Genomic DNA, 13,910 nt, shown 5'->3' on the forward strand with positions numbered 1-13,910 from the left:
TTCTTTTTGCGGAAAAATTTACAAAAGGTAAGGTGTGCAAGATGTATTTGGATGAATATAAGCGCTGGATGGCTGCCGATCTGGAAGACGCAGATCTGAAGCCGGAACTGGCCAAGATCGAGGGAAATGACGAAGAGATCAAGGACCGCTTTGCGGTGGCTCTGAAGTTTGGCACGGCTGGTCTGCGCGGCGTTCTGGGCGCTGGCACCAACCGTATGAATATTTATGTCGTCCGTCAGGCTACGCAGGGTCTGGCAAACTGGGTCAAGACCCAGAAGGGCACCCAGACCGTGGCCATCAGCTACGACAGCCGCCTGAAGAGCGATGTTTTTGCCAAGACTGCCGCAGGCGTTCTGGCTGCAAACGGCATCAAGGTGCGCATTTATGATGCCCTGATGCCCGTGCCTGCCCTGAGCTTTGCTACCCGTTACTACCAGTGCAACGCCGGTATCATGGTCACGGCATCCCACAACCCGGCCAAGTACAACGGCTACAAGGCCTACGGCCCGGACGGCTGCCAGATGACCGATGACGCTGCCGCCATCGTCTACGATGAGATCCAGAAGACCGACGTGCTCACCGGCGCAAAGTACATTTCCTTTGCTGAGGGCGTGGAGCAGGGCCTGATCCGCTTTGTGGGCGATGACTGCAAAAAGGCTCTGTACGACGCCATTGAGGCTCGTCAGGTGCGCCCGGGCCTGTGCAAGACTGCCGGCCTGAAGCTGGTGTACAGTCCGCTGAACGGTTCCGGTCTGGTGCCGGTCACCCACGTGCTGAACGATATGGGCATCACCGACATCACCATCGTGCCCGAGCAGGAGTATCCCAACGGCTACTTCACCACCTGCTCCTACCCCAACCCCGAGATCTTTGAGGCTCTGAAGCTGGGTCTGGATCTGGCCACCAAGACCGGTGCAGACCTGATGCTGGCCACCGACCCCGATGCGGACCGTGTGGGCATCGCCATGAAGTGCCCGGATGGCAGTTATGAGCTGGTATCCGGCAACGAAATGGGCGCTCTGCTGCTGGACTACATCTGCGCAGGCCGCATTGAAAAGGGCACCATGCCCAAGGATCCGGTGGCAGTCAAGTCCATCGTGTCCACTCCGCTGGCCGACGCCATTGCCGCACATTACGGCGTGGAGATGCGCAGCGTGCTGACCGGCTTCAAGTGGATCGGCGACCAGATCGCAAATCTGGAAGCTGCAGGTGAGGTGGACCGCTTCATCTTCGGCTTTGAGGAAAGCTACGGCTATCTGGCCGGCCCCTATGTGCGCGATAAGGATGCCGTCATCGGCTCCATGCTGATCTGCGAAATGGCCGCTTACTACCGCAGCATCGGTTCCTCCATCAAGCAGCGTCTGGAAGAGATCTATAAGCAGTATGGCCGCTACCTGAACAAGGTGGACAGCTTTGAGTTCCCCGGTCTGACCGGCATGGAGAAGATGGCTTCCATCATGCAGAAGCTGCGCGATGAACCGCCCGCCGAGCTGGCCGGTCATAAGGTGGTCAAGGTGACGGACTACAAGAAGCCCGAGGAGACCGGCCTGCCTGCAGCAAACGTGCTGATCTACAGTCTGGAAAACGGCGCTACCGTTGTGGTGCGTCCCTCCGGCACCGAGCCGAAGATCAAGACCTACTTCACCACGCTGGGCAAGGATCTGGCAGAAGCACAGGCACAGAAAGATGCTCTGGCTGCTGCCATCGAGCCGATGCTGAAGTAAACTCCATCAAGAACAAGTTTGTGCCCCTCTGCCTTGTGCAGAGGGGCATTTTTGCTGCAGATTATCGGTTGCAGTTTGAGAAGTTATACGCTATAATAAAATATGGCTTATTATAGGGATCGGGCAGGTGAAGAGATTGGAAAAGAAAGTATCGGCGGTATTGGTGGCGGCAGGCTCCTCCACGCGCATGGGTTTTGATAAGCTCAGCTTTGATCTGGGCGGGGAGACGGTGCTGCATCGCAGCATCCGCGCATTTGCGCAGTGTCCGCTGGTGGACGAGATCATTCTGGTGGCAGGCAGTAACCGTGCCTTTGCCCAGCAGCAGGCCGCAGACTGCGCAAAGCCTGTATGCGTTGTGGCGGGCGGTGCCACCCGCGCAGAGAGCGCGAAAAACGGTGTGCTGGCAGCTTCCGGTGCGCTTGTGGCTGTGCACGACGCGGCCCGGCCTTTCGTCAGCCAGCAGGTCATCACTGCTGCGCTGGAAGCTGCAGCCCGGTGCGGTGCCGCAGCGCCTGCCGTGCCGGTGAAGGATACCATCAAGGCGGCAGTGCGGGGCAGCGGCAAGACGGTGCCGGAGAGCTGCTTTGTACATGCCACCCCGGACCGCAGCACCCTGTATGCGGTGCAGACGCCGCAGTGCTTTGACCGCGCAGCCTATCTGGCAGCGCTGGAAGAGCTGGACGCCGAAAAAGCCCGCCTTGTCACGGACGACTGCAGCCTGTTCGAGCTGACCGGGCGCCCCGTGCAGCTGACGCAGGGCGATTACGCGAATCTGAAGATCACCACCCGCGAGGACCTGCCCCGCCCGGAACAGAAAGAGGAACATAAAATGCGCATTGGACATGGTTATGACGTGCACCGTCTGGTGGAAGGCCGCAAGCTGATCCTGGGCGGCGTGGAAGTGCCCTTTGAAAAGGGCCTGCTGGGCCACTCGGACGCCGATGTGCTGGCCCATGCTGTGATGGATGCAGTGCTGGGTGCAGCGGCGCTGGGCGATATCGGCCAGCATTTCCCGGACAATGACCCTGCCTACTCCGGCGCAGACAGCCTGAAGCTGGCCCGCCGTGTGGCTGAAATTTTAAAGGAGCATGGCTTCCGCATTGAAAATATCGACGCAACGCTGCTGTGTCAGCGGCCCAAGCTGGCACCGCACATCCCGGCCATGCGCCGGAATCTGGCCGACGCCTTCGGCCTGCCGGTGGATGCTGTGAGCGTGAAGGCTACCACCGAGGAACATCTGGGCTTTACCGGCGAGGGGCTGGGCATTGCCGCCCATGCCGTTGCCCTGATCGAAACACTGTAAACGGGAGCGTGTACCAATGACTCTGAACGCGATCATTGCAAATTTCCAGACCTTCAAGCTGGTCGATCTGCTGGATATCATCATCATTTCCTTCCTGATCTACCAGCTGCTGGGCATTGTCAACCGCACCCGTGCCGGCCAGCTGTTCAAGGGTGCGCTGCTGGTGATGGCAGTTTATCTGGTGGCGGAAACGCTGAACATGCGTACCGTCACATGGCTGCTGAACTCACTGCTGCAGGTGGGCCTGCTGACCCTGGTGGTGCTGTTCCAGCCGGAGATCCGCCGTGCGCTGGAGCGCATGGGCCAGACCGACCAGTGGGCTGCCAAGCTGTTCAATGTCAAAGGCCGCTACAACGACCCCAGCCTCAAGGGCGCATGGCGCAGTGCCATCATTGCCATCTGCGACGCCGCCGAGCGCTTTTCGGAGACCAAGACCGGTGCGCTGATCGTGCTGGAACGCCACACGAACCTTTCTGAGATCGTGCGCACCGGCACGCCGGTGAACAGCGCCGTCAATCTGGAGGTGCTGGGCACCATCTTCTATGAGGGCACGCCTCTGCACGACGGTGCCGCCATCATTGAGAACGGCCGCATCAAAGCGGCTGGCTGTGTGCTGCCGCTTTCCAATAATCTGGATCTCGGCAAGGATATGGGCACCCGCCACCGTGCCTGCCTTGGCATTGCCGAAAATTCCGACGCCATCGCCATCGTGGTCAGCGAGGAGACCGGCATCATCTCCATGGCGAAAAACGGTGTGCTGATCCGCCACTTTGACCGCCAGACCCTGTATACCCGTCTGGTGGACGAGATGATCCCCAAGGAGACCGCTGCCGAAAAGACGACGGTCAGCGGCTGGCGCGGTCAGCTGGACCGTCTGTGGAAATGGGTCAGCCAGAAGGAGGACGATGCGCAATGAACAACGAACCCAACAAGAAAAACGGCGCAAAGCCGGCGGTCGCCCATAAGAAAAACATTCTGGACGACCGCCGCATCCGGCTGGCACTTTCGGTGCTGGGCGCCATCGTTGCATGGATGGTGGTCACGATCATCGTCCAACCCGGCACCACCAACACCATTTACAATGTGCCGGTGGATTATACCTACGATTCCGCAGCTTACACCTCCCGGGGCCTGAGCATCGTCAGCGCACAGGACAAGACCGTGAACCTGAAGATCTCCGGTGACGGCTACACCATCGGCGGCCTGACCGCTTCCGATTTTGTGGTCTACCCGGATTTTTCCAGCGTGCGCGACAGCGGCGAAAAGACCCTGCGCCTGCTGGTGCGCGGTGCCAACGGCCTGCTGAACGGTGTTACCGTGACCATGGAAGGCAATGATAACACGGTGGACGTGGTGTTTGACGTGGTGGAGGAAAAGACCCTGCCCGTTACCGTTACCACCAACTACCTGACCATTGCGGATGGCTATATCCTCTACAGCACCGATGTTTCCAAGGAGAACATCACTCTTTCCGGCCCCAGCAGTGAGCTGGACAAGGCCGTTACCTGTACCGCAGAGGTGACCTACAGCGGGGAGCTGACCGAGTCGGTCACGCTGAGCACGCCGCTGCGCTTCTACACCTCCGGCGGCAGGGAGGTCAAGTTTGAGTACACGGAGCTGGAAGAAAACAGTGTGGACGTCACCCTGCAGGTGTACAAGATGGCCACCCTGCCGGTGAATGTGAATTTCATCAATGCACCGCGCGATTTTGATGATTCGGTGCTGGTATACGCGCTCAGCCGCAAGCAGCTCAAGGTGGCCGGCCCGGAGGCTAAGATCGATATGCTGTCCACCTTGCCCATTGGCAGCATCGACCTTTCCACCTTTACGCTGAACAAGAGCTACGAACTGCCTATCGACCTGCCCACGGACATCTACCTGCTGGATAACATCTCCACCATCACAGTCAGCTTTGACTGCTCCGCTCTGGAGACCAAGACCATGAATCTGCCCAACACCTGTGTGCAGGTGGTCAACCTGCCGCCTACCTATCAGCTGACGGTGCAGACCGAACGCCTGATGAACGTGACCCTCTGCGGACCCAAGAATGCCATGGCGTCCCTGACTCCGGAGCAGGTGGTCATTGAGATCGATGCAGAGGACTTCTCGGTGGCAACGGGCGAGCAGAACATCGCCTGCCGCCTGTATGTGCCCTCCAACGGCAAGATCTTTGCGCTGGGCAGCTATGTGCTGCAGTGCCGCATCGACAGCAACTGAAAAAAGGAACACACGATACTATGATTCTGGTTCGCAACATCCGTCTGCCGCTCTCTGCCGGAGAGCCGCAGGCATTTGAAAAAGCCCTGCACGCTGCCCGCATCCCGCGCGGAAAGGTGCAGCATCTGGGTGTGGCAAAGCTCTCGGTGGATGCCCGCCACGGTCAGCCCAAGCTGGTGTACACGGTGGCTGTCACCCTGAAAGAGCCTGCCGAAGAAGCAGCGTTTGCTGCCCGCTGCGGCGATGCATCGCTGCAGAAAAAGGTGGATCTTTCGGTGCAGAATGGCACGCTTCCGCTGGCGCACCGGCCTGTGGTATGCGGCCTTGGCCCGGCGGGCCTGTTTGCGGCGCTGCTGCTGGCCCGGCAGGGCTACCGGCCCATTGTGCTGGAGCGCGGCCCGGCGCTGGACGAGCGCGTAAAGGCGGTGGAGCACTTTTCTGCCACCGGCGAGCTGGATGTGAATGCGAACATTCAATTTGGCGAGGGCGGTGCCGGTACTTTTTCGGACGGCAAGCTGACCACCCGCATCGGCGATGAGCTGTGCGGTTTTGTCACCGAGGTGTTCCTGCAGCACGGTGCGCCGGAGGAGATCGCCTGGAAGCAGAAGCCCCATGTGGGCACCGACCTGCTGCGTGGCGTCATCATCTCCATCCGCAAGGAAATTGAAGCTCTGGGCGGCGAGGTGCATTTCAACACCGCCCTGACCGGATTTGAACAGAAAAATGGTCGGCTCACCGGAATTTTTACCACAAATGGTACCTTTGCCTGCGAAGCTTTGGTGTTCGCGGTGGGCCACTCGGCCCGCGATACCTTCGGAATGCTGATGGACGGCGGCCTGCAGCTGGAATGCAAGCCGTTCAGTGTGGGCTTCCGCGCCGAGCATCTGCAGAGTGAGATCGAAAAGAGCTTATATCACGAGGCTGCCGGGCATCCGGCTCTGCCGCGGGGCGAGTATCAACTCTCCCAGCATGTGGGGGAGCGGTGCGTTTACACCTTCTGCATGTGCCCCGGCGGGCAGGTGGTGGCATCGGCCAGCGAGGAAGGCCGTGTAGTGACCAACGGCATGAGCTTCCACGCCCGCAATGGCAAAAATGCCAACGCGGCCGTGGTGGTGAGCGTGGGAGGCAAGGACTTTGCAGACGATCCGCGCCGGGCCATCGCGTTCCAGCGGGAGCTGGAAGCCAGAGCCTACGCCGCTGGGCGCAGTGCAGGGGAGTATGCCGCTCCGGCAGAGAACATCCAGAGCTTTCTGGAAGGGCGCGGCCAGCTGAACATTGGACGCGTGCAGCCTACCTATGACCGCGGCGTTGCTGCGGCAGACCTTGGCGCACTGCTGCCGCAGGAGCTGGCCGAAACGCTGCGGGCGGGCCTGCGCGCCTACGAGCGCAAAATTGCGGGTTATACCGCGCCGGAAGCGATCCTTACGGGTCTTGAGACCCGCACCAGCAGCCCGGTGCGGCTGAAGCGGGAAGAAAATTTTGAATGCACCCAGCTGGCAGGTCTGTATCCCTGCGGCGAGGGTGCCGGATATGCAGGCGGCATCATGAGCGCCGCCGTGGATGGCCTGCGGGTGGCCCGCGCCATCATCAGCCGGTATGCACCGGCAGAAGGGTGAGAAGAATTTGATGAACGATCGTGAAAACGATACAATGAGAGAAAATGAGGGCCGTCAGGTGCAGCAGGAGCTGGAAGACCAGCTGCGCGCCTTTGGCGATACCATGTCCGATGCGTTTGCCCATGGCTTTGAGGGCAAAGGGGAGGACATTGGCGACCGCGCCTATGGTGTGGGCCGTGCGGCGGTGAATGCTGCAAACTTTGGCCTTGGCGAAGCGGCAAAGGCGTTCCGCAGAAGCCGGGATGAATACTACCGCAGCCGCCAGAATGCGCAGAATACGAAAAAACAGGGCTTGAATGAGGACGATATCAACGCGCAGGCCGCAGGTGTTTCCGGCTGGTTCCGGCAGATGTTCGGCAAGGCAGAGACGACCCCGGCAGACGAGATCCGCGCCAGTGCCAAAAAGCGCTACAGCGCAGGCTGCGCATTGCTGGCAGTCGGCATCACGTTTACGGTGATCTTTGGCATCACGGCGGTTTCCTGTCTGGGTGCGGCGGGCTTGTTTACGCCCAATGCGGCTGTTCTGCAGGCTCTTCTGCAGGACAGCTTTATGGCTGAAAATGCTGCAGCCATGGGCAGCTTTGCGCTGGGGGCGGTGCGGATCACCGGCTGGTGCTTTGCGGCTGTCACCGCCGTGTTCGTGTGGATGATCACTGCCGGTGCGTCCCGCCTGAAGGCCAGCAAGACGCTGCTCCGTCTGGCCGAGGCGGCGGAAGGCTTTGACTGCAAAAAGGGCCTGCCGCTGGAAGCCGTGGACGAGAAAAAGACCCGGGCCCTCAAGTGGGTGCGCAGATTCATCCGCAATGGCTGGCTGAGCGCATGGGTGGACGAAAAAACGGAAAAACTCTATCTGACGGCAGAGGATTACCGTGCCGCGCAGGAGGCTGCAGCGGCCCCCAGAGAGCCGCAGCCGGAGCCGGTAAAGGAAAAAACAGACGATGTGCCGCTTAATCTGGAAACGGCCCGCCGCTTTGCCACCGTGCTGCAGCAGGAAAAACAGCTGATGCAGGATGCGCAGGGCCGCGAAGAGCTGGACCATATGCAGACCACCACCACCGCCATCTGCGACTGGCTGGAGGCACACCCGGAAAGCCTGCCCAAGGCCCGCCGCTTTGCGGAATACTATATCCCCACCACCCTCAAGCTGCTGCACACCTACAACGATGTGCAGGGCCAGCAGGGCGAAAACGCCGAGACCATCCGCCGCGATATCGCGGGCATCCTTCACACGCTGAATCAGGCGTACGACACCCTGTATGATACGCTGCTCTCGGATGTTGCCATGGATGTCTCCTCGGAGATCGCCGCATTGCAGGGTATGCTGGCCAGCGATGGGCTGACGGGAGGGGATTTTCAATGACCTACCGTGCATGGGAGCTGAAAAACCTTGACCGCGCTGCCCTGCGGGAACTGACCGCAGCCATTGCGGAGCAGGCAGCTGAAGAACTGGAATACAATGCGCAGGAGGGAGAACCCTGGAGCGAACAGAAATACAAGGCCGTGCTTGCTGCCCAGCAGAAGGAAAACGCCCTGCTGGCGGGCGTTCTGACGGCCCGCGGCGTCACCGACCCCACCGACGCGCTGACCCTGCTGGCCGGTGAGGAAGAGCTGAGCGACCCGTTTCTGCTGACCGATATGCAGAAGGCCTGTGAGCGCATCTGGCGGGCCATCGATGACGGGGAGACCATCGTGGTGTTCGGCGATTACGATGTGGACGGCGTGACCGCTACGGCCCTTTTGTACCAGCATCTCAAGGGCATGGGAGCGACCGTCAAGTGTATGCTGCCCAGCCGCGAGGGCGATGGTTACGGCCTTTCCAAAAACGCGATCCGCTCCATCCACGACAAGGGCTGTCAGCTGATCGTGACCGTGGACAATGGCATTTCTGCCGTGGACGAAGCGGATTACGCTGCAGAATTGGGCATCGACCTGATCATCACCGACCACCATCTGCCGCCGGATACATTGCCGAAGGCGGCTGCTGTGGTGGACCCCCGCCGCAGGGATGATACCAGCCCTTTCAAGGGCCTGTGCGGTGCGGGAGTGGCCTTTAAGCTGTGCGCCGCGCTGGACGGCTGCCCGCCGGAGGAAATGCTGGATTACTGCGGCGACCTTGCCGCTGTGGGCACGGTGGCGGATGTGATGCCGCTGACCGGCGAGAACCGCACACTGGTAAGATCCGGCCTGCACCAGCTGCAAAACACCGACCGTCCCGGGCTGGAAGCTCTGCTGGAAGAGGTGGGCCTTACGGGCAAGCCCGTCACGGCGGAGAATGTCAGCTATGCCATTGCGCCGCGCATCAACGCGGCGGGCCGTATGGACAGTGCCGTGACCGCCCTGCAGCTGGTGCTCTGCGAGGATCCCGACCGTGCCGAAGAGCTGGCCCGCAAACTGAACGAGATCAACGCCCGGCGTCAGGAGATCGAGCTGCAGATCTTTAATGCGGCGCAGGAACTTCTGGAACAGGAGCCGGAACGGCTGGAAGACCGCGTGATGCTGCTGTGGGGCCGCGACTGGCATCCCGGCGTCATTGGCATCGTGGCCTCCCGGCTGGTGGAGCGCACCGGCCGGCCGGTGATCGTGGTGACGGTGGACGAGCACGGCGAGTGCAAAGGCAGCGGCCGCAGTGTGCAGGGATTCAACCTCCACGACTGCATCGGCTCCTGCGCAGACCTGCTCATCCGCTACGGAGGCCACGCCATGGCGGCGGGCCTTTCGGTGCGGGAAGAAAACCTGCCTGCCCTGCGCCGCCGCCTGAACGAGTGGGCCGCGCGGGAATGCCCGGTACTGCATGCGACCCCGCTGGAATGTGACCTGTCCATTCATCTGGACCGGGTCACGGTGGAGAGCGTGCGCAGGCTGGATCAGCTGGCACCCTATGGTGCCGAGAATCCCACCCCGGTGTTCCTTTTGCAGAACGCCGTGGTGGACGGGGTGTATCCGGTGTCGGATGGCAGGCACAGCCGCCTGCGCCTGCGGCAGGGCAACGCCAGCGTGTATGCGGTGTGGTTCGGCATGCACCCGGAGCAGCTGCCCTACACCACGGGAGACGTGGTGGATGCGGCGCTGAATCTTTCGGTCTACGATTCGCCCCGGGGCGCACAGCTTTCGGGCCGCATCCTGGATCTGCACCCGGCAGGCCTTGGCAGCAAGCTGGCGGAACAGGCCGCACTGGTGGCGGCGCTGCGCCGGGGCACGCCGCTGACGGCAGAACAAAAAACGCTGATCACGCCCGACCGCAGCCATATGATCACGGTATATCGTGAGCTGCAGGCACGCCGCTGGCATGCAGAGGATTTGCAGCCGCTGTGTGCGAAGCTGGGCGAGGAAAATACAGGCAAAACGCTGGTGGCAGTGACGGCTCTGGAACAGGTGGGCCTGATCGCCGCTGTGGAAAAGGGTGGGGCAAAATATCTGGAGCTTGTGCCTGCGCAGGGCAAAAAGAACCTTGCGGATGCCCCGGTCCTGAAATGTTTGGAGGGAATGTAAAATGCCAGAGGGAAAGAAAGCTGCGGTCCCGGCACCCAAGCCGGTGCGGGACGAAGATCTCTACTCCGCAAAGACCCACCTGCATCAGCCGATGCCAGTGCAGGAAACGGCCACCGTTTCAGCCACGGCCCAGCTGGCTGATGCACCGGAAGGCGCTCTGCCTTCGGAGGTGCGGCCGGAGATCGTTACCTGGGAAAAGCTGTGCGAGGCCATCAGAGCAAGCGGACGCTCCTATAACATGGAAATGATCGAAAAGGCCTACGATCTTGCCAACACTGCCCACAAGGGGGTATGCCGCCGCAGCGGCGAGCCCTATATCTGCCATCCGCTGGCCGTGGCCCGGCTGGTGCTGGATCTGGGCATGGATACCGAGAGCATTGCCGCCGCCCTGCTGCACGATGTGGTGGAGGACACCCCCACCACGCTGGCAGACCTGACCGACGCCTTTGGCGAGGAAGTGGCCCTGTTGGTGGACGGCGTGACCAAGCTGACCAAGATCCAGTTCTCCAACATCGAAGAGCTGCAGGCTGAAAATCTGCGCAAGATGCTGCTGGCCATGAGCCGCGATGTGCGGGTCATGATCATCAAGCTGTGCGACCGGCTGCACAACATGCGCACCGGCGATGCATGGCCGGAGCAGAAGCGCCGCGACAAAGCCCGCGAGACCATGGAGGTGTATGCCCCCATCGCCAACCGTCTGGGCATCCTGAACGTGAAGGAAGAGCTGGAGGACCGCAGCCTGCATTACCTCGACCCGGTGGGGTATGAGGAGATCAGCCGGATGCTCAGCGAGCGCGCCGGTGAGGAATTTCTTGCCAGAGTGTCCGGAGTCATTGAGCAGCGTCTGGTGGAAAGCGGCATCGAGGGTGCCACCATCAAACGCCGTGTCAAGAGCATCTACGGCATCTACCGCAAGACCATCATGCAGAACAAGTCCTTCGACGAGATCTATGATATCTATGCGGTGCGGGTCATTCTGGATACGCTGGCCGAGTGCTACAGCACGCTGGGCCTCATCCACGATATGTACCACCCGCTGCCCAACCGTTTCAAGGACTATATCTCCACCCCCAAGCCCAACGGCTACCAGAGCCTGCACACCACCGTCATCGGCCACGAGGGCATCCCCTTTGAGGTGCAGATCCGCACCCGCAAGATGGACGAACAGGCCGAGTACGGTGTTGCCGCCCACTGGAAGTACAAAGAGGGACTGGACGGTCACGACAAACTGGATGAACGTCTGGCGTGGGTGAGCCAGCTGCTGGAAAACCAGCGCGTCAGCGAGGATTCCGGCAACCTTCTCCACGACCTCAAGAGCGACCTTCTGCCGGAAGAGGTGTTTGCCTTTACCCCCAAGGGCGATGTCATCAACCTGCCCACCGGTGCCACCTGCATCGATTTTGCCTATGCCATCCATTCGGCGGTGGGCAACCGCATGGTGGGCTGCAAGGTGAACAACCGCATGGTGCCCATTGACCACATCGTTTCCACGGGTGAGATCATCGAGGTCATCCTTGGCCCGGCAGACAAGGGCCCCAGCCGCGACTGGCTCAAGATCGTGCGCACCAGCGAGGCCAAGAGCAAGATCCGCAACTGGTTCAAGAAGATGCGCCGCGAGGAAAACATCACGCAGGGACGCGATGCGTTGGCCCGTGAGCTGCGCCGCGAAATGATCATCATTCCGGACGACCAGCTGGATGATTTTATCAACAGCTGCTCCCGCCGTCTGCGCCAGAACAACGCCGAGGAGCTGTATGCAGCCATCGGTTACGGCGGCATGACCATTGCAAACTGCCTGCCCAAGATCAAGGAAGAATGGCAGAAGCTGAAGGCGGCCGAGGATAAGAACGAGGAAGACCTGCCCAAGGTGGATCTGAGCCGTGTGCATGCCACCGACGGCGTGGTGGTGGAAGGCTTCGATAACACGCCCATCAAGTTTGCCAAGTGCTGCAGCCCGCTGCCGGGCGACCCCATCGTGGGCTTCATCACCCGCGGCTTTGGCGTGTCCATCCACAAGCAGAGCTGTGCCAACGCCATTTCCAGCATGAAGGATCCCACCAACGCCCCACGCTGGGTCAAGGCCTACTGGGCCGACAGCGTCAAGGACAGCTATAAGGCTGGCATCGAGATCATCGCGCTGAACCGCAACGAGCTGCTGCAGGATGTGCTGGCTGCGCTGGCAGACATCCGGGTGCCCATCTATGCGGTGAACGCCCGTCAGGTGGAAAACGGCTGTGCGATGGTCAGCCTGACCATCGGCATCAACAATACCGAGCACCTCAACCGCGTGGTCGCAAGACTTTCCAAGGTGAAGGACGTGCTCAAGGTGACAAGGAGCTAAAACATGCGTGCAGTCATTCAGGCGGTCTCTTCCGCCAGTGTGCGGGTGAACGGCGGCGAGCCCCGCGCCATCGGCCCGGGACTTGTGATCCTGCTGGGGGTCAAGGATACCGACAGCCTTGACATCGTGCCCAAGCTTGCCGACAAATGTGCGGGTCTGCGCATCTTTCCGGATGCTGAGGGCAAGCTGAACCTCAGCGCCCGGGATCTTGGCTATTCCGCGCTGGTGGTGAGTCAGTTCACCCTTTATGGTGACACGAAAAAAGGCTACCGTCCCAGCTTTATCAAGGCCGCAAAGCCGCCCCTTTCGGTGGATGCTTACGAGCTGTTCCTTGCCGAGATGAACAAGCACGGCCTCAAGGACGTGCAGCACGGCGAGTTCGGCGCGGATATGCAGGTGTCGCTTGTGAACGAAGGCCCCTGCACCATCATCATCGACACCGACGAGTGGAAGAAAAAGGAGTAAATGCCATGCAGGCTTTTCACATTCCGGCCGATGCGCCGCTGTATACCAACACCTTCCTGCTCATTTCCGATGCAGGCCATGCCGTGGTCATTGACCCGGCGGCAGATGCGCAGACCTACGATAAAATTTTAAAAGAGAACCATGCCCGGCTCACCACCATCCTGTGCACCCACGGCCACTACGACCATGTGGGCAGCGCCGAAGCCCTGCGCACCGAGTGGAACGCAAAGCTCTACTGTGAGGCTGCCGACCTTGCAGGCGACCGCATGTATCCGCTTTCTGCGGCAGACTGCGGCTATGCCGAGGACGGCACCGTGACGGTGGATGAACTGGTCTTTACGGCATGGCACACGCCCGGACACACCCCCGGCAGCGTGGTGCTGCTGTGCGGCGGTTATCTCTTCTGCGGTGACACCCTGTTTGCAGGCAGCATCGGCCGCACCGATCTGGAGGGCGGCAGCAGTGCACAGATGGCTGAGAGCCTGCGTAAACTGGCAAAGCTGCCCATCCCACGGGAAACGCAGGTGCTGCCGGGCCATGGCGAGTTCTCCACCTTTGGCGATGAACTGGACAATAACTACTATATCCGCAGCGCTCTGCGCGGCGGCGAAATTTAAAGAAAACCCTCTCCGTCATCGCTGCGCGATGCCACCTTCTCCTAGGATGGAGGTTTTATGCATCTGACGGTGATGCAGAATAAAAGCTCCCCTTTCGGGGGAGCTGCCGAGCGGATGCGAGGCTGAGAGGGTTGAAAG

At 60.7% G+C, this 13,910-nt stretch carries 10 protein-coding genes; all 10 read left to right on the forward strand.

Annotation, left to right across the window (positions count from 1 at the left end; translation table 11 throughout):
• Positions 1 to 41 precede the first annotated feature (41 nt).
• The gene (locus ACKXF9_RS14970) at positions 42 to 1,724 is read left to right on the forward strand and encodes a phospho-sugar mutase (protein WP_339395160.1); all 1,683 of its coding nucleotides are present in this window, start codon (positions 42 to 44) and stop codon (positions 1,722 to 1,724) included.
• 136 nt (positions 1,725 to 1,860) lie between these two features.
• The gene (gene ispF / locus ACKXF9_RS14975) at positions 1,861 to 3,027 is read left to right on the forward strand and encodes a 2-C-methyl-D-erythritol 2,4-cyclodiphosphate synthase (RefSeq protein WP_249236963.1); all 1,167 of its coding nucleotides are present in this window, start codon (positions 1,861 to 1,863) and stop codon (positions 3,025 to 3,027) included.
• A 16-nt stretch (positions 3,028 to 3,043) separates the two neighbouring features.
• Entirely contained in the window at positions 3,044 to 3,943 is a 900-nt protein-coding gene (gene cdaA / locus ACKXF9_RS14980) for a diadenylate cyclase CdaA (RefSeq protein WP_249236962.1), read from the forward strand.
• Positions 3,940 to 5,244 (forward strand): YbbR-like domain-containing protein, encoded by a 1,305-nt coding sequence (locus ACKXF9_RS14985; RefSeq protein WP_418266656.1) that lies wholly within the window; start codon positions 3,940 to 3,942, stop codon positions 5,242 to 5,244. Before cdaA ends, ACKXF9_RS14985 begins: the two co-directional genes overlap by 4 nt.
• 20 nt (positions 5,245 to 5,264) lie before the next feature.
• Positions 5,265 to 6,860, forward strand: a complete 1,596-nt coding sequence (locus tag ACKXF9_RS14990; protein ID WP_418266657.1) for an NAD(P)/FAD-dependent oxidoreductase — start codon at positions 5,265 to 5,267, stop codon at positions 6,858 to 6,860.
• A 10-nt stretch (positions 6,861 to 6,870) separates the two neighbouring features.
• Positions 6,871 to 8,220, forward strand: coding sequence for a 5-bromo-4-chloroindolyl phosphate hydrolysis family protein (locus ACKXF9_RS14995; RefSeq protein ID WP_418266658.1), 1,350 nt, complete (start codon positions 6,871 to 6,873; stop codon positions 8,218 to 8,220).
• Positions 8,217 to 10,349, forward strand: a complete 2,133-nt coding sequence (recJ, locus tag ACKXF9_RS15000; RefSeq protein WP_418266659.1) for a single-stranded-DNA-specific exonuclease RecJ — start codon at positions 8,217 to 8,219, stop codon at positions 10,347 to 10,349. Before ACKXF9_RS14995 ends, recJ begins: the two co-directional genes overlap by 4 nt.
• 1 nt (position 10,350) lies before the next feature.
• A complete protein-coding gene (locus ACKXF9_RS15005) occupies positions 10,351 to 12,690 on the forward strand; it encodes a RelA/SpoT family protein (RefSeq protein ID WP_339395154.1) in 2,340 nt (779 codons plus the stop codon).
• 3 nt (positions 12,691 to 12,693) lie between these two features.
• A complete protein-coding gene (dtd, locus tag ACKXF9_RS15010) occupies positions 12,694 to 13,155 on the forward strand; it encodes a D-aminoacyl-tRNA deacylase (RefSeq protein WP_249236956.1) in 462 nt (153 codons plus the stop codon).
• 5 nt (positions 13,156 to 13,160) lie between these two features.
• Positions 13,161 to 13,772: an MBL fold metallo-hydrolase gene (locus tag ACKXF9_RS15015; protein WP_418266660.1), complete on the forward strand. Its 612-nt coding sequence runs from the start codon at positions 13,161 to 13,163 to the stop codon at positions 13,770 to 13,772.
• Positions 13,773 to 13,910 lie beyond the last annotated feature (138 nt).

Source organism: Faecalibacterium sp. 9 (assembly GCF_048320955.1).
GTDB lineage: Bacteria > Bacillota > Clostridia > Oscillospirales > Ruminococcaceae > Faecalibacterium > Faecalibacterium wellingii.